This window comes from Niallia circulans, from assembly GCF_003726095.1.
Classification (GTDB): domain Bacteria; phylum Bacillota; class Bacilli; order Bacillales; family Cytobacillaceae; genus Niallia; species Niallia circulans_A.
In genome coordinates, this window is sequence record NZ_CP026031.1 from 2110243 (window position 1) to 2126037 (window position 15795).

A 15795-nucleotide genomic window follows, 5' to 3' on the forward strand; every position below is an offset into this window, starting at 1 on the left:
ATTTTTTTATTCATCTTGATTTGCTATTAACTTGTGAAATGGTTGAGAAAGAAATAATTATACCAACGATCCCTAATACTATAGAGCATTTGAAAATCATATCATGTATACCGCTTGCAGCAAACACTGCATCTATTTGTTCATATGAAGCATTACTAAGCCACTGACCATAAATTTTGTATTTGTAATAATCTAATAGCTTTAATAATATTAATAAAAATCCAAAGCCAATCGAAAAAACAGTAGCACCTAACTTGAGTGTATTTCCTAAGTTAGTCATTTTTATCTCCCCCCTATAAGCATTCTAACTCCTATAATTCGACAAAAGGAGATATTTTCCTGCTATTATCCAACCAAACTTTGGACCCATGATAAATAATTTGTCGTAAAAGAATAATATAAAGCAGCCAACAATGCTACAGTCGCAAGAAAATTAGCTAATTGTTTTGGAAATCTTAATGCTCTTAATAAAATAAAAACTACTATAAATGCTATTGCTCCAGTAATCATGACTATTCCAAATTGGATAGCCATTCCATTTACTGTATTCCCAACAGGACTAAAATCTATTTTTTCCATAAAACACCTCCAAATAATATATCGGGTAAATATGGAAAAATGGTAATACTATTTTACTTTACCGAAGATAATGCTCTCTAACGAAATAGAGGAAGCAGCTTATTAACCGCCTCCCCATCCTGCCTTCCATTTTACACTGCCGATTTTTCACCATGCAAAAGTTTGGAAAAAGTCGTATTTGTGCCGATTTGCGCCTTTATATCAGCTCTTAATTTATCAACAGAATCTCTAGAAATCTCTAAATGTACCGCTATTTGCTTCCGAGTCATTCCGTTTAGCATACAATCATAAACAATTTTCAATATTTCTTTGTCTAAGAATTCTCCAGCGCTTTCAATGGCGAATACTTTTCGTTGATATTCTCGCAATCGCATTATTTGTTTCTGTTCTCGAATATCCATGTCCCTCAATTCTGCTTAGCTTTTGCCAGAACTCCCATGAGGTAATGTTGCTTCAACACCATATTGAGCCACTCCCCAGGATCGCATAGGTACAGATTTCCCATAAATAATTCTTTGCAGCCTTTCAATTTCTCTTTTCATCATTCGGTAATCCCTAATTAATTCTGCGATATTTATCTCCATTCATGATACCCCTTTGTCTTAAAGCACCATTATGTCTTCTATATATAGGCTTTCTCATGCCCATTAGCTCTTCTAAGTCTCTGTGTGAAAGCTCTTCTTCCTTTTTTGCAACTGATTTTTTCTTAGGTGATTGAGTCTTAAGATGTTGTTTTTCCCATTCTTTAAGCTGTGTTTTTAATAGTGGATTCATCATTATCACCTCATTTGGATAAATAAAAAAAGGACACCAAACGAAACGGTATTAACCGCTTGTTTAGCGTCCTCCAGTTTGCTGGTAGAACTCTTACTCTTTTTTTAACAACTAAGTACTTGCTATTTCACTAGTACATTCTTTTACCAATTTTAGAAGCAACTTATCTTTACTCATCTCTTTACTAAAATAATTTATAGCAATCATTAACATTATCCAAACTACCATAAAAATCACTAAATATATTACACCAGAAGATTTTAATGTTATCATGCCATTCATAAAACTAACTAAAGAAGAAGTTATTATAGCTACTAAAGTAGTTTGAGTAACCGTATTTAAAGTTTTTAGTACTTGGCTTTCATTTCTTACTTCTAAATATAATTCTAAAGAACGAAGCTCTTTTTCACTTTTGTATTTCTCTTTAACTATTTCTTTAATATCATTATAATTGTTACTAATATTATGTCTATCAAACACTTTCTTCTTAGCTAAATCATGATATAGATCTAACCATATAGCTTCTCCCATCCATTCTAGCATATTGTAGTTCTTCATTTTTCTTTGATCATATTTGCTTAATATATAATCGATGCCTTTTCCTAATAGCTTAATTAATATAAACATGAGCAAATTAACTATTACTAAAATACCCAACATAATAAATATATATATCCCTTTAAAATCACCAGTATGTATACTCTCAACTAAGCCTAGAACAAAAATTACTATAAACAGTAGATTTACCATATAATAGTGTAACTTCAAATTTATCCCCTTTAAAGCACCAAAATAATTGCAATAAAATGAACCACTTTTCTTTATTATACCAAAAATAAACCTTTTAACCTATGTTAAATTACTTAAAGAGACCACTGAACAAACGGTATTAACCGCTTGTTCAGTGGTCTCCTGATGACTGGTAGAACTATTATTCAAATGTTTTTAGTACAGCTAAATATGCTATATTCCTTCTCGGTGTTAAAAACAACCAAAAAAAGGCCAACACACTTAATACAAAATATGATGAACCCCATATTATGGCAAAATACGTAAGAATTGCTCCCATATTAATTGGCTGATACTCTTCTCTTAATTCGATAGATTTAATTGCTAAATCAAAGTCTACTTTCCCAATAAACAATAAGTACGAAGAAAAAAAAGTGAGAAAAACACTAATTAGTGGAATTAATAAACCTATTAAAGTCATATTATATTCCTTACTATGTTCTAAATTTAATTCTAACTCATTTGCCATCATGAGTATTTCATCCTTTTGATGATGGGTTTCCATATACTCCTTGAATTTAAGTTTCCCTTTATTATTATATATATTTATTTTCAATAATTTTTTTCAACCTTTTTCAAGTAATTTTTAGTATCCAGTTCATCATATCTTGTTCTTTTACTCTTATTATTAAAATTCTTCTCCTTCATCAAACTTTACCCTTTTAACTTTACCTTGATGAGTAATGATTTTTGTCTCCCCATGTTCCGGTAGCCTAGTAAGCTTAGCTCCTCCATCACACACAACAATGGCAAAGATTCCTTTTTGTTCCATTATATCAACTTCTAGGCGCATTGTACTAGTATTTATCTCTAATTCTTTAAGTCTCATGAGGATCACTTCCCTTACATTATTAATCTGTTAATCTAGAATACTGGGTAATCCATCATTTCTTTCATTCCACTCCCATAGGCTTAACTGTCCTTTTTCTGAATAGGCTCTATTTGTATTACAGAAGATATCCTCCATCCATATCGCCCTTCACTAAAATCCCCAAATAGATATTCTTTCTCACTGATTTATGCTTTTTCGGTTCTTGCAAAGTATCCATAATCACCTATAAACCTTTGACAATCTGCTAATTCACCAATAGCAATTATGAATCCAATAGGCAAATCACTGATTAGTTTTATCCCATGTTTTATTAATGTTTTTTGTATTTCTTTTATGATGCCATGCTTCCTTATCTACACTCTTACCGGCATGTATTGCCAATTTTCCAAGATACTTAGTTTGCCAAGATCTCGTTTCGAATTCTTTTCCACCAAGAGCAATCAACGTTGCCCAAGGTTGCCTAATTGTTATAGCTTTTATTTTCCTTCCCTCTTTCTTTGTGTTAATTTATGAAACATTTTTATAAATTAATCGTATAAATATTAATTATTACTTAAAAAGGCGATGCTTGTGATGTTTAAATCCGAATTAGCGAACCTAATTATCAAATAAGTATAGTATGTTGGTTTTACAACGTTTACTTCTCTTAATCCTAATGTATCGAAATGATAGCAATCTTGGATAACTTTATTCGTATTAGGACCCTCGATAATGTTGACCTTCATGTTGTCATCGCCTCATCAATCTATATAATGTAATGGCTTGTACTTAGTAGTCTAAAATTTGACTAATTAAAGCTTCTATAAAAAAAGTCATAGGCTTTATTTACTAACTATCAGGTAATCCCTATATAACTGCGCTTATTGAACAATTGATGCAGTTCCCCCAAGCGTTGAGCTGAATTTGTTCTTATATAATAAACAGGGCAGCTTAGCGCAAGCAGGAGAAATTTGGATTAATAAAGAATAAATATATTATTAAAGTGAATGGAGACAATATGATAAAAGAAAAAACACCATTTGTTATTACCATTTCTGCTGTATCTGGTGGTGGAAAAACAACAATAACAAAACTTCTAAATCAGAAATTACATAATTCTAAGGTACTGTTCTTTGATGAATATGATTTCAATGGTCCAGATGATATTATTAACTGGGTAGATAATGGCGGAGACGCTAATGATTGGGATGTAAGTCCTTTAATAAAGGACTTACAAGTTTTATTAACGGAATCGCTTGATTATATAATCTTAGACTTTCCATTTTCTTATAAACATGGTCAAGTAAGTAAATTCATTGATTTCTCCATATTTATTGATACTCCATTAGACATTGCTTTGGCAAGGAGAGTAACTAGAGATTTTTGCAATAGCTCAACGGAGGATATTTTATCTGATATGAAAAATTACACATCTAGAGGTAGGCGTGGTTATCTTAATATGCTTGAAACAATTAAACCTGATGCAGACTTTGTTGTTGATGGTACATTACAAGCAGCAGAAGTAATAAATGTTATACTGGATAATATTAAAAATTAATCTTCTAATCTTATCAGTAAAATTATTGGCAACATTACATGTAAAGTAACCAGGTTCGTTGATTCAAGATGGATTAACGCTATTGGATATATATAAGTCTTTTGGGGAAGAATAGCGAATATAGTTAATGGTTATCTATATGAAATTTATAATACTTGTTATTTTATAAGAGGTGTTTAAATGAAAGACAACAAAGGGACAGCTATACTTATTCTCTCTGTTATAATTATCGTTGTAATTGTTTCGAGTTTTTTAAAGTAATAGATTAAATAACAGAAGAACCATGCTGTCATAATTTCTATGCAAAGGAAATAAACTTAGTGGATGCTGCGAGCTTCTTTTTTATTGTCCTTTATTCCCTTCTATATAGCCGAATGGAAAGACTATTCTTCCTCTTCATCAACCATTTAAAAGAAAGACTGTCCGCCAAGTGGACAGTCCTATTCCAAGTCCATTTACTTAAGCAAATCAAAACTCTATGCGGTGGATGCTAAAATTCGATGCATACAAATTAAGAAGTCCCATCCCCTAAACTTCGATTTAAAAATCAAATAGTAAGAAAAGGATCCAGATCACTAAACGGCCGAGGGTGCCTTTCTCGATACTCCTTTGGTGTACATTGTTTTATCTTTAGAAAGTTTCGATTAAATGAACGTATACTTTCATAACCACATAAAAAAGCTATCTCCGAGATATTTTTCTCTGAATAGATTAAAAGATAGGATGCATGATTCACTCTTGTTCCGTTTAAAAAATCAACAAAAGACATATTAACATTATTATTAAAATATTTCGATAAGTAATTATAATTGTACCCTAAGTTACTAGCGATACTTTTTAAAGAAATTGCTTCGGTAAAATGATTCTGGATATAAGTTAATAATTTATGTAATAATTCTTGATCTTGCTTTTCTCCTTGAATTAAGCTTGTTTGTCCCATTAGTTCAGATAATAACAGATAAAGTGATGCTTTTTGTTCAAGAAGATTTGCATTATCATTAAAAAGCGCCTTAGTGAACAGGGTGTTGGCTGCCAATGATAGGTTAAAAATCGGATTTTTTAGGGAACTATTTTCTATCATTTTATAAAAAGTGGGGACATATTCAGGCGAAAAGACACAAATATTAGCACGAGAATGAGATTTTGTAATAAATGAATGAATTTCATAAGGCAGTATTAATAAAAATTGTCCAGCACTCACATGATAATTTTTTTGACTAATAATAACTTCCATCTCCCCCTCAAGGAGGAATAATACTTCAAAGCAACGGTGGAGATGACTTGGAAAGTTTAAATCAACGGTTTGATAGTTTGCTATTAAATTAAAATGGTGTGCTTCATATATTAACATACGAAAAAAACCATCCTTTAGTGAATACTAAATTTTGTCTAGGATTATATAAGTTTTTACTTGTTGTGTCAAACCTATTGATGATAGATTTATTGGTAACATCGTTATTTTATTATATGAAAAGGAGACACGCTATGGAAAAACTTAGAATTGGAATGGTCGGCTATAAATTTATGGGTAAAGCACACAGTCATGCATATCGGGATCTTCCACTCTTTTTCCCAAATACTGTTCACCCTGAAATGAAGGTTATTTGTGGACGGGATCAAAATGGTGTGACAGTTGCAGCCAAGCAATTTGGCTGGGAGGAATATACAACCGACTGGAAGAGCCTGTTAGAACGAGATGACATTGATTTAATCGATATAAACGCACCTAGTAATGTACATAAAGAAATTACCATTGCCGCTGCTAAGGCCGGCAAGCATGTTTTTTGCGAAAAACCGTTAGCGCTTACATTAGAAGACTCACGTGAAATGCTTGATTTAGTGGAAGCTGCTGGTATTAAACATATGGTTGGATTTAACTATCGCTTTGCCCCTGCTGTTATGCTGGCTAAGAAGCTTATAGAGGAAGGACGTCTTGGAGAGATCTATCATTTCCGTGCTTGGTATTTACAGGATTGGCTTGTAGATCCCAATTTCCCCCTAGCCTGGAGACTTCAAAAGGAAATCGCTGGTTCCGGTTCTCATGGAGACCTTGGGGCGCATCTTATAGATCTGTCTCACTTTTTAATCGGAGATATTACAGAGGTTATTGGTATGAATGAGACCTTTATAAAAGAACGACCAATTCCTTCACAAATGATGGGCTTATCAGCAAAAGGTAGTGATAGTGATAAAAAAGGTAAAGTAACTGTTGATGACGCGACACTGTTCTTGGCTCGTTTTGCGAACGGTGCTTTAGGAAGCTTTGAAGCAACTCGCTTTGCTACAGGGCATCGCAGTACCAATTCCTTTGAAATCAATGGAAGTAAAGGTAGCGTTATCTTCGATTTTGAGCGTATGAATGAGCTACAAGTGTATTTTACAGATGATAAGGAGGATGTGCAAGGATTTCGACGCGTATTAGCAACTGACCCTTCGCACGCCTTTGCTGAAAATTGGTGGCCGCCAGGGCATACAATTGGCTATGAGCATACGTTTATTCACGAGATGGTTGAACTTATGGAAGCCTTCCAGCAAGATCGACAGCCTGTTCCGAACTTTCGTGATGGTGTAAAGTGCCAGGAAGTCTTAGAAGCCGTTGATATATCCATTAAAAATCGTCAATGGATACGAATTTCTGACGTTTAAAAAAGTTAAGGGAGCTGCTTATACTATGAAAAAAAATGCATTAATCGTTTGGGGTGGCTGGGATGGTCATCAGCCTGAACAGATAGCAGAAATTTTTAAAAGAATCCTTGAAGAAGAGAACTTCCGAGTAGAAGTATCTAATTCATTAGACTCCTACGCAGACAAAGAAAAATTAAAAAGCTTAGATCTAATTGTTCCCCACTGGACAATGGGAGAAATTGAAAAAAAGTATATCTTAAATATTTCTGAAGCAGTTGCTTCTGGTGTTGGTCTAGCTGGATGCCATGGGGGAATGTGTGATTCCTTTCGTAATAATGTTGACTGGCAATTTATGACTGGCGGTAATTGGGTTGCCCATCCTGGAAATGATGGTGTGGAGTACATGGTCAACATAAAACATACTTCTAGTCCACTATTAGAAGGACTCTCGGATTTTAAAGTTACCAGTGAGCAATATTACCTTCATTACGATCCAGCTGTTGAAGTGCTAGCTACCACCCGCTTCCCAGTTATTCATGGACCACACTCTGCTAATAAAGCGGTAGATATGCCTGTAGTTTGGACCAAACGCTGGGGCTTTGGAAATGTGTTTTATAATTCATTAGGGCATCAAGCTAATATCGTTGCTATGCCAGAAGTTTCACTCATTATGCGCCGCGGATTTCTATGGGCAGCTGAAGGAAAAAAACGTATCGAAAATGTAGACACAGCTTCTAGTTATGAAAACGTACGTAACTATACAGGTATGGGGGACAGTCAATAAGGAAGGATACAGCAAATACTATCAGAAACATAATGAAGCGGAGGATCTCTTATGAGGAAACTTAAAATTGGCATCATTGGTTGTGGAAATATTAGTTCCGTTTATATGGAAAATTGCCCGAAGCTTCCTTATCTCGAGCTGGTGGCTTGTGCAGATTTAGATACAGGGCGTGCCCGTACTCAAGCCAAAAAATTTGGTATACCATTGGCTTATTCCGTTGCAGAATTACTCTCGGATCCAGAGATAGAACTAGTGATAAACTTAACGATTCCTAAAGCGCATGCTTCCGTAACCATTCAGGCATTAGAGGCCGGTAAGCATGTCTATACAGAAAAGCCACTTGCTGTGACACGCGAGGAAGGACAACTAATTTTAGAAGCCGCTAAAAAGCATAATCTGCTCGTTGGTAGTGCGCCAGATACCTTCTTAGGTGCTGGTATTCAAACTGCTGTTAATCTGATTGAGCAAGGAGAAATAGGAGTACCAATTGGTGCATCTGCCTTTATGATTGGCCGTGGTCATGAGCATTGGCACCCAGACCCTGCCTTTTATTATGATACTGGCGGGGGTCCTATGTTTGATATGGGACCTTACTACTTAACAGCATTAGTGGCTCTATTAGGACCGATTAAACGAATTTCTGGTTCCACTCGCATTAGTTACCCAGAAAGAACGATACTTAGTACACCAAAAGCGGGCACGAAATTGAAAGTATCAATACCTACGCATATTTCAGGAGTGATTGATTTCGCTTCAGGTGTAATTGGAAGCATTACGACGAGCTTCGATGCTTTCGGAGGTACATCGTTACCTCCTATTGAAGTCTATGGAAGTGAAGGTACATTACTTGTTCCTGACCCTAACACCTTCAGCGGTCCTGTGAAAATAAGAAAACGTGATGAAAAAGAATTTAAAGAAGTTCCTCTTACTTATGGATATACCCAAAACAATAGAGGTCTAGGCGTTGCTGACATGGCTAGAGCGATTATCGAAGGTGGAAAATATCGCGCAAATAGTGATTTAGCGTATCACGTTTTAGAGGCGATGTATGGCTTCCATGATTCATCAGATAATGGTCAGCATTATCTGATGAAAAGTACGTGCGACCGCCCAAAATCCTTGCCCTTAGAGGGACAGGAAAAGGAATTCGATTAGAAACACAAGCAAAATAAAAATATCTTTCCCTGTACTTCGAGCTTTTATCGAAGTGCAGGGTTAAAATTAAAGACTAAACAATAAATTGCCTTTATCCCCTTGCTGGAGAAAATTTGATGAACGTAATCAATTACTATTATCTTGCCGATTAAGATATACCTTACTGCGAATCAATTCATCCATAGCCTTTCCTATAAACATCTCTTCTTCTTTGTTAAAAGCACTAGGAAATAAGTAAGGATTTGGCTCCTCAAAAGAACCTTCATTATTTTCGAGCTGTTTTCTCGCTACATCATCTAATAGTGGTTCTACTTTAGGTTTCATAACAGATACCAACTCTTCAATGTATGCAAGAACGTTAGTATCATTAGGTGCCTTTCCTTCTTAAATAAATCGTTTCATTTTACCAGTCCATGTGGCCATTTCCTTTTCTAATTCAAGTTGCACAGTAAGCGAGTGTAGCTTATTATGCACCGAATCGGACGAATGTTCACTAATCCAACGATTTCGAGCTTCCTCATTTTTCAAAGCATGAATGAGTACAAGCAACGAATCGTGATTGACGGGTTCGGGTCCGGAAACGATACTTTGAACGCGGGTAATGGCTTGTAAAACCGTTTCCAATCTGTTTTCGCTTTTCTTCCAGCATCTGTGCATAATTGACCAGTGTCATTGCTAAATTTTGCTCCGGTTGCTTAAGATATTCTGAAATTTCTCCAAGTGACAAATCCAAAAACTTTAGTAATAATATTTTTTGAAGCTGAGCGATGGAATTGTTGTTATAGATCCGATGTTCATGTTCTGTGTATCCAGAAGGTTTCAATAGCTCCATCTGATCATAGTGACGCAGTGTTCGTTCAGTGACTCCAGTTAGCTTTGCAAATTCTCCAATAGAGTAATTTTTCTCTATTGACATTTGTTATCACTCCCTTTCATATTGAACTTTAACACTTGACGTTACGTCAAAAGCAAGGACTTTTTTCAATTTTACTTTTATTATAGGAAACTTAAATTAATGATTGTCTGTTCATCACCAAATCTGATACATTAGCTGCTGGTAATTACAAAATCCAACTAGTTTTTTATAATACATTGCAACTTTCTTCGAATTTATCATTATTCTTGTTTTTTTCATTAAAAATAGTTAACATACCTTGTCATCCCCCTAACATCATTTCTTTTAACTTAGGCTTAAATTCTAATGCATGAGACACAGCATAAATTTCTGGTAATAAGACTAATCACCATGACCAACCATTGATTTCAGTTTACTTTAAAATAATAAAAAACATAATAAAAAACATAATAAAAAACATAATAAAAAAGATACCAAATAGTAAATCTTCTAATTGCCAAACTTCACCAAATCACTTACAATAAAAGGTATAAATGACCATATTTGGAGGTATTATGAAAACAAAACAATTTACAATAGGTTATAATTGGGTTGTAACAATCCACGAAGAATATTCCTTATTCAAAGATTTAGCCAATGAATTTAAATACTCAGTTGTTGACTCAGATAATGAAACAATTACTATCTTTACAGTTTCTAATTCTCATGTAGATTTTGAACACACATCTTATAATCTACATCCTGTAGTTGGTTTCGATGACCAACGTACCATTGAAATCAAACATAAACCTTATGAAGAAGAAGAATAAGGCATTGTGCCTTATTTTTTTTGATTAAAAAAGACCTCACCAATTAAGGTGAAGGTTTTCTACGATTTTTAATTTTAGTCAAAATAAATATTAGATATTTCTCTTTAACAGTCCAGGTAACATAATCAATCCAAATAAATGGAACTATTTACCATAATGATCACCCTGCAAAATGCTGCATCTACAACAATAATGCCAGTAAAAAGGAAAGCCTTCATTACTTTTGGATTAATTTTATTAAATGATGAGCAGAGATTGCGGATACCGGTATAACAATAAGCCCAATAATTATAATAGTAAATAAATCAGCTGTCGGACTTAATGGAATCCATCTATTGAACACATAACCTACTAATTTCACATACACTACAAAAAAAACTATCATTATAAAATAAAAAATTATACTATTTTTATATCTGTTCATTTCCAATTCTCTCCCTTTTTGTATTTTATTATCCTCATATTAACTCTAAGTATGAAATATTTCTTTAATTTTTTGATTTAATAAAGAAAAAATGCCCATTCCAAAGAACAGGGATGTGTGAGGTAATCATATTGTATAACATATCCATTCAGATCATTTTATAGCATTTTGTCTTCAGGATAGTCTAAATTCCAGTTTTTCTTAGAAGGCTTAACCTCTTTTAAACTTAGCAAGAGTAGTATTAAGTGCTTTAGCAATTTTTGTGGCTTTATCCCTCTTTTTAACGATATAAGTTTTAGAAGATTCATTCTTAATAATAATAGTTCCACATTAAAAGATTTATTTATAGTCTCACTGTCTACAATAACTAATTCTTCAATTACCCTTTTCACAATTTAACGTTTGTGATTAAAAGTCATTCTAACTAAAAATTTTTGAGGTATTATTTTTTTGAATTATCTTTTACTATTTTTAACCATAGTTAAAAACATAATGATGATAAAAATAATTGTAAATACAAATTATGTTAAACAATTTATTATCCCTCTAACTATATTCAATCGCTATTTTGAATGAATATCTAAAAGAACCAAAGGTTTGTTGACTTTTATAATTTTCTGTATCAAATTGGATTCGAAAGGGAAAAGCAACGAATTGAAAATTACTTTCCTTTTCCATGTTTGGCAGTTTTAAATCAAGTAACTTCCTTGATTTTGGAGAAATACTGCTTGGCAATCGGATACCTCTTCAAGTTTTGCACACTAAGATTTTCCCCTGGTGCATGTATATGTGTACATCAATGAAATAACATTATTCCTTCCATTTGAACAGCAGACTGGAATAACAAAAACCCTAAAAAACCGTGTGGAATATCCATTTTTTCAAAAAAAGGTTTACAAGATTGGCATTCGAGGATATAATTACCAATGTGAGAACAAAAAAAATCGAAGGAGGTTGAATAAAATGATCAGAATTTTACCAGAATTAAACAATGTAGTACTAATTGAATATTTAACGTACACGAATTCAACCGCTTCGGAATGGGATTATTTATCTTAGTTTTCATTTAACTAAAATTATCCAACCGCAGGGTAGTCGTGTCCTGCGGTTTTATTATGCCCTTTTTAAGCCGCAGATCAGTCTATTTGCGGTTTTTTTGTGCACTCACGAGAAAAAAATTCCATTTATGGAAAAATTTAAACTAGGAGTGAAAGAAAAATGACATTAAATCTAATTTTTTTAACAGTTACGTTTAAGAAAAAGCAATATACAAATGCTGAATTTTTACAAGAAATTGAAATGGAAAAGAGAATAGAAGAAAATCGCAGAAAACTCCATGAAATGGGCTATAGGTTGTAAAACATTCACATATAGGAGGTGAAGACATGACCTTAAATATTTTCTTTATTACCATAACTATAAATAGGAAAAGACCGACGGAAGAAGAACAGAATCATTTACAGGAGATCGAGCAAATATTCGAAGAAACGAAAACAAAGCAAATTCGTTCTGGATATTTTTCAAATTTCCATTACTAATAATAAATAGGAGGTATTAACTATGATAATAAATATGCTGTTTTTTACCATTACCGTTCATCCCAAAAAGATGACAGCCGAAGAAATTACTCATCAGCAAATGATTGAAGAAATCATGGAAGAAAATAGAAGAAAACAATATTCAATCATACGTTTCTAAAAAAATAGAAAAAAATAAAAATTAAGGAGAGGTGGATAAAAATGTTTTTAATTATTTTACAGAGTCGACAATCAATCTTATGGGCGGATAAAGACACAGACTAACGTAGGGAAAGAGATATAATGTAGCAAGCCACCAAGCATGAAGAAATAAGAAAAGAACAAACAGTGGGAAACAGTAAGCCACACTGCTTGTTCTTTTCTTATTTTTTTAGATAGCGATATTCTAATAATCGATTTAAATCATTCATTTGCTCAAGTAACTTTTGCCCTACATTTGTTTCAAGTACCTTTTTCCGTTTTAATTCTCTGTCTACTACTCTTTTTACCGATAAGACATCGGTGCCATTTTCTAACACATCTTCTTTTGAAGTAAAGCGCTTATGGGCAACCAATTGCATGCCATAGGAATTATATAATAAGGTATAGCCGGCAATTCCTGTTTTAGATTGATAGGCTTTGGAAAATCCGCCATCTATCACAATCATTTTTCCATTCGCTTTAATTGGATTTTCTCCATTAATTTCTGCAACAGGTGTATGACCATTTATAATATGCCCCTGATCAGGGTTTAAATTAAATTCCTCCAAAATATGGCGGCAGACCTCTTCGTTTTCCCGTAAGGAGTAGTAAGGATTCTTTTTTTCTTTATGTGTTTCCTTTTCTTTAATAAAATAACGTTCAAATGTAGTCATATCTTTTTTGCCAAATAACGAGGAATTTTCCCCAGTCCATAAATACCAAACTAAATCTGTTGCAAAGTCATCAGTTATTTCAGGATGATTAAAGCTATAACGTAAATAATATTCAAATAGATCAAATAATTCTTTTCCTCGATAATCTTTTCCGTCTATACGCATCGATTTCATTGATCCATCTTCATTTAATGGAATACAACCATGGATTAATAAATTGCTATTATATCTTAAATATAAACTCCCCTTATTTATAAGAAAATGAATATGTTTTGCTAGTTTCTCAGAATGTTGAATCGAAAAAAGCAGTTTATTAATAACTTGCTCTTCTTCTTCTAAAAGGAGAGATGGATCTTTCGGATCAATTGTATTAAAACAGGTATTTTCAAGCGAATAAATTTTACCGTTTAAATCTATGGTATTATGCTCATAATCAATTTTTTCTAGAAGCAGGCGGTGGTGCATTTGAAAATCAGGTCGCCTTTTAATAATAGGTATTTCAAGTTTAAATTGAATAATAGAAATAGCTTGGTGAATTTTTGTGATTTGTAAAATATTTTCGTCTGTATTTTCTTTGGCATTCATTTTTGGACGAAAAGCTTTGTTATCTTTATAATATTTATTTGCTAAGTTTAAGAGTGGACGTAAATTTATCCCATAAGCATCCTCAATAATATCTAAATTATCATATCTTGCACATATCCGAATAATATTAGCAAGACAGACTTTAGATCCTGCATATGCACCAATCCATAGAACATCGTGATTACCCCACTGGATATCCACGGAATGATAATCCATTAATGTATCGATAATTTTATCAGGATAAGGCCCCCGGTCGTATATATCGCCAACAACATGCAAATGGTCGACAACCAGTCTTTGAATAGTATAGGAAAGTCCGATAATTAGTTTATTAGCTTGTCCTAGTGAAATTATTCTGTTAATGATGCTTGAATAATAATCTGTTTTATTATTTAATTCATTTTTTTCATATAATAATTCTTCAATAATATAAACAAACTGTTGTGGTAATGCTTTACGAACTTTGGAATTGGTATACTTGGAGGATGCATAAGAAACTAAGCGAATCATTCTTTCAATGGTATCTGCATACCATTTATCTAGTTCTTTCGTATGTATAAATGAATTCACTATTCTTTTCAATTTCTCTTCTGGATAATAAACCAAAGTGGCGAATTCATCGATTTCAGCACTTAAAAGCTCATCTTTAAATAAATCGCGAATTTTTTCTTTCACATTTCCTGAACCATTTCTTAATACATGTTGAAAAGCATGAAACTCACCATGCAAATCGCTGACAAAATGCTCCGTTCCCTTAGGAAGATTTAATATTGCGTCCAGATTGATGATTTCTGTTACTACTTTTTCTTCCGAATCATACTTTTCTGTAAGCAAATCTAAATATTTCGTATCCATTTGGTCCACCTCCGAGTAATAGAAAAAAGTTATTAATATATGTATTATACAAGGTAATAAAAAGAATTTAATAAGATTTTAATAATAAATGGAAAATAAAACGTAGCCTCGTAGCAAACTGGGAGATTCTTCTATGTTCAGCCTGTGAACTACTAGCAGCAAATCGAACCTTTACAGCTCTTTTTTATCGTAGAAAGGTATTTCCTGACACTACCCACAATATGCAGACAATAAACCAAAATAAAATATATTTTCCAAAGTTTATTGTCGGTTGGACATGCAAAACCTACTCTCTTTTCACATAGTAATGAAGTATAGGCAAATGTCCTTGAATGTGGAGGTGGAAAAATGTCTGGAATCTTATTGTCAATTGGAGCTTTACTCAAAGAATTAGTTTTTCTTGTGTCCTATGTAAAGAATAATGCATTTCCCCAACCATTATCAGCGAGTGATGAAAAAAAATATTTACGATTGATGGCTGAAGGAGATTCGCATGCAAGAAATATGTTAATAGAGCATAATTTACGCTTAGTTGCTCATATTGTAAAAAAATTCGAAAATACAGGTGAAGATTCAGAGGATCTAATTTCGATTGGAACCATTGGACTAATAAAAGGGATAGAAAGCTTTTCTGAAGGAAAAGGAACAAAATTAGCTACTTATGCTGCCCGATGTATTGAGAATGAAATCCTTATTACAATAGGGTAGAGCGGCTCGTAATTAAATAAAAAAGAGTAATCCCAAGTCTCTTTTCTTTGATCAGCAATCACTCTGTTACCTTCTCCCTCTTCCTTTCAAG

General features: G+C 33.2%; 22 protein-coding genes and 1 pseudogene. 9 read left to right on the forward strand and 14 right to left on the reverse strand.

All coding sequences use genetic code 11. From position 1 onward, the window contains the following. Window positions 1-10: 10 nt before the first annotated feature. From C2I06_RS10340 to C2I06_RS25015, 9 genes are all read right to left on the reverse strand, one after another. Complete coding sequence (locus tag C2I06_RS10340) at window positions 11-280, reverse strand: hypothetical protein (RefSeq protein WP_095334327.1); 270 nt, start codon at window positions 278-280, stop codon at window positions 11-13. Between the two features lie 65 nt (window positions 281-345). Then, complete coding sequence (locus C2I06_RS10345) at window positions 346-579, reverse strand: hypothetical protein (RefSeq protein WP_095334328.1); 234 nt, start codon at window positions 577-579, stop codon at window positions 346-348. Between the two features lie 131 nt (window positions 580-710). After that, entirely contained in the window at window positions 711-980 is a 270-nt protein-coding gene (locus tag C2I06_RS25505) for a hypothetical protein (protein ID WP_235850369.1), read from the reverse strand. Window positions 981-995: 15 nt separating this feature from the next. Continuing rightward, on the reverse strand, window positions 996-1163 hold the full coding sequence (locus C2I06_RS25510; RefSeq protein ID WP_249928301.1) for a hypothetical protein: 168 nt from the start codon (window positions 1161-1163) through the stop codon (window positions 996-998). Then, window positions 1135-1356, reverse strand: a complete 222-nt coding sequence (locus tag C2I06_RS10355; protein WP_412973429.1) for a hypothetical protein — start codon at window positions 1354-1356, stop codon at window positions 1135-1137. The genes C2I06_RS25510 and C2I06_RS10355 overlap by 29 nt, the downstream gene beginning before the upstream one ends. 108 nt (window positions 1357-1464) lie before the next feature. Then, a complete protein-coding gene (locus C2I06_RS10360) occupies window positions 1465-2121 on the reverse strand; it encodes a hypothetical protein (protein ID WP_123258018.1) in 657 nt (218 codons plus the stop codon). 163 nt (window positions 2122-2284) lie between these two features. Next, entirely contained in the window at window positions 2285-2698 is a 414-nt protein-coding gene (locus tag C2I06_RS10365) for a hypothetical protein (protein ID WP_164463665.1), read from the reverse strand. A gap of 72 nt (window positions 2699-2770) precedes the next feature. After that, window positions 2771-2971, reverse strand: a complete 201-nt coding sequence (locus tag C2I06_RS10370) for an XtrA/YqaO family protein (RefSeq protein WP_123258020.1) — start codon at window positions 2969-2971, stop codon at window positions 2771-2773. Between the two features lie 545 nt (window positions 2972-3516). Continuing rightward, window positions 3517-3699: a hypothetical protein gene (locus tag C2I06_RS25015; RefSeq protein ID WP_141231373.1), complete on the reverse strand. Its 183-nt coding sequence runs from the start codon at window positions 3697-3699 to the stop codon at window positions 3517-3519. Between the two features lie 272 nt (window positions 3700-3971). On the opposite strand from C2I06_RS25015, the gene C2I06_RS10380 reads away from it, so the two are divergent. Continuing rightward, the gene (locus tag C2I06_RS10380; RefSeq protein ID WP_123258021.1) at window positions 3972-4511 is read left to right on the forward strand and encodes a nucleoside/nucleotide kinase family protein; all 540 of its coding nucleotides are present in this window, start codon (window positions 3972-3974) and stop codon (window positions 4509-4511) included. A gap of 547 nt (window positions 4512-5058) precedes the next feature. Here the strand turns inward: C2I06_RS10380 and C2I06_RS10385 are convergent. Continuing rightward, window positions 5059-5862: a helix-turn-helix transcriptional regulator gene (locus tag C2I06_RS10385; protein ID WP_095334334.1), complete on the reverse strand. Its 804-nt coding sequence runs from the start codon at window positions 5860-5862 to the stop codon at window positions 5059-5061. A 134-nt stretch (window positions 5863-5996) separates the two neighbouring features. Here C2I06_RS10385 and C2I06_RS10390 point away from each other — a divergent pair, with 134 nt between their 5' ends. From C2I06_RS10390 to C2I06_RS10400, 3 genes are read left to right on the forward strand one after another with little or no spacing between them, the layout of a single operon-like run. Beyond that, window positions 5997-7157, forward strand: coding sequence for a Gfo/Idh/MocA family protein (locus C2I06_RS10390; RefSeq protein WP_123258022.1), 1161 nt, complete (start codon window positions 5997-5999; stop codon window positions 7155-7157). Window positions 7158-7182: 25 nt separating this feature from the next. Further along, window positions 7183-7920, forward strand: coding sequence for a ThuA domain-containing protein (locus C2I06_RS10395; protein ID WP_095334343.1), 738 nt, complete (start codon window positions 7183-7185; stop codon window positions 7918-7920). 51 nt (window positions 7921-7971) lie between these two features. After that, window positions 7972-9075 carry a Gfo/Idh/MocA family protein gene (locus C2I06_RS10400; protein ID WP_123258023.1) on the forward strand — a complete coding sequence of 368 codons (1104 nt, stop codon included), beginning with the start codon at window positions 7972-7974 and terminating at the stop codon, window positions 9073-9075. A gap of 126 nt (window positions 9076-9201) precedes the next feature. Here C2I06_RS10400 and C2I06_RS10405 read toward each other — a convergent pair whose 3' ends face one another. Together C2I06_RS10405 and C2I06_RS10410 are read right to left on the reverse strand one after the other, a co-directional pair. After that, window positions 9202-9399, reverse strand: a complete 198-nt coding sequence (locus tag C2I06_RS10405) for a hypothetical protein (RefSeq protein WP_095334337.1) — start codon at window positions 9397-9399, stop codon at window positions 9202-9204. A 193-nt stretch (window positions 9400-9592) separates the two neighbouring features. After that, window positions 9593-9991: a MerR family transcriptional regulator gene (locus tag C2I06_RS10410; protein WP_095334338.1), complete on the reverse strand. Its 399-nt coding sequence runs from the start codon at window positions 9989-9991 to the stop codon at window positions 9593-9595. A 494-nt stretch (window positions 9992-10485) separates the two neighbouring features. Between C2I06_RS10410 and C2I06_RS10415 the strand changes: the two genes are divergently transcribed. Beyond that, window positions 10486-10740, forward strand: coding sequence for a hypothetical protein (locus tag C2I06_RS10415; RefSeq protein ID WP_095322344.1), 255 nt, complete (start codon window positions 10486-10488; stop codon window positions 10738-10740). 970 nt (window positions 10741-11710) lie between these two features. Here the strand turns inward: C2I06_RS10415 and C2I06_RS10425 are convergent. After that, window positions 11711-11899, reverse strand: a complete 189-nt coding sequence (locus C2I06_RS10425; protein ID WP_123258024.1) for a hypothetical protein — start codon at window positions 11897-11899, stop codon at window positions 11711-11713. A 483-nt stretch (window positions 11900-12382) separates the two neighbouring features. Between C2I06_RS10425 and C2I06_RS10430 the strand changes: the two genes are divergently transcribed. From C2I06_RS10430 to C2I06_RS10440, 3 genes are read left to right on the forward strand one after another with little or no spacing between them, the layout of a single operon-like run. Continuing rightward, window positions 12383-12523: a YrzI family small protein gene (locus C2I06_RS10430; RefSeq protein ID WP_095258117.1), complete on the forward strand. Its 141-nt coding sequence runs from the start codon at window positions 12383-12385 to the stop codon at window positions 12521-12523. 26 nt (window positions 12524-12549) lie between these two features. Beyond that, entirely contained in the window at window positions 12550-12702 is a 153-nt protein-coding gene (locus C2I06_RS10435) for a YrzI family small protein (protein WP_095258116.1), read from the forward strand. Window positions 12703-12724: 22 nt separating this feature from the next. Further along, window positions 12725-12862 (forward strand): YrzI family small protein, encoded by a 138-nt coding sequence (locus tag C2I06_RS10440; protein ID WP_082138421.1) that lies wholly within the window; start codon window positions 12725-12727, stop codon window positions 12860-12862. 202 nt (window positions 12863-13064) lie between these two features. Here C2I06_RS10440 and C2I06_RS10445 read toward each other — a convergent pair whose 3' ends face one another. Further along, window positions 13065-14996 (reverse strand): fructose-1,6-bisphosphatase, encoded by a 1932-nt coding sequence (locus C2I06_RS10445; protein WP_095334342.1) that lies wholly within the window; start codon window positions 14994-14996, stop codon window positions 13065-13067. A 348-nt stretch (window positions 14997-15344) separates the two neighbouring features. On the opposite strand from C2I06_RS10445, the pseudogene C2I06_RS10450 reads away from it, so the two are divergent. Further along, window positions 15345-15692 (forward strand): annotated as a pseudogene (locus C2I06_RS10450) (sigma-70 family RNA polymerase sigma factor); the annotation flags it as partial. Window positions 15693-15795: the final 103 nt, after the last annotated feature.